Genomic DNA, 674 nt, shown 5'->3' with positions numbered 1-674 from the left:
ATCCATGAGCAACCTTTTCTGGCTGACTGACGCGCAGATGGAGCGTCTGAAACCCTATTTCCCGAAGTCCCACGGCAAGCCACGCGTTGACGACCGTCGTGTGCTGAGCGGCATAATATTCATCAATCGCAATGGGTTGCGATGGTGCGATGCGCCCAGGGAATATGGCCCGGCCAAGACGCTCTATAACCGCTGGAAGCGCTGGAGCGACAATGGTGTCTTTGCCCGGATCATGATGGGCCTGGCCGCCGAGGGAACCGAGCACAAGACAATCATGATGGATGCGACCTATCTGAAAGCCCATCGCACGGCGTCGAGCCTGGCGGTAAAAAAAGGGGGTGCGCTCGTCAGATAGGCCGGACCAAGGGCGGCATGAACACCAAGCTACACGCCGTCACCGACGCGAAGGGCCGCCCGATAGGGTTCTTCATGTCCGCCGGACAAGTCAGCGATTACACCGGGGCAGCGGCACTTCTGGGCAGCCTGCCGGAGGCGGATTGGCTGCTGGCCGATCGGGGCTATGATGCCGACTGGTTCAGAGATGCCTTGACAGACAAGGGGATAAAGGTCTGCATCCCCGGCCGGAAATCCCGTAAGGAGGCAGTCAAATATGACAAGCGCCGATACAAACGCCGCAACCGCATCGAAATCATGTTTGGACGCTTGAAGGACTG

General features: G+C 58.8%; 1 pseudogene. It reads left to right on the top strand.

The features are described 5' to 3' along the window. Window positions 1–4 precede the first annotated feature (4 nt). Window positions 5–674 (top strand): annotated as a pseudogene (locus IT41_RS20480) (IS5 family transposase); the annotation flags it as partial.

The sequence above is a fragment of the Paracoccus halophilus genome (genome assembly GCF_000763905.1).
Lineage (GTDB): Bacteria > Pseudomonadota > Alphaproteobacteria > Rhodobacterales > Rhodobacteraceae > Paracoccus > Paracoccus halophilus.
Note: the sequence above shows the minus strand (reverse complement) of the source record. Positions and strands in the feature narration are given on the sequence as shown.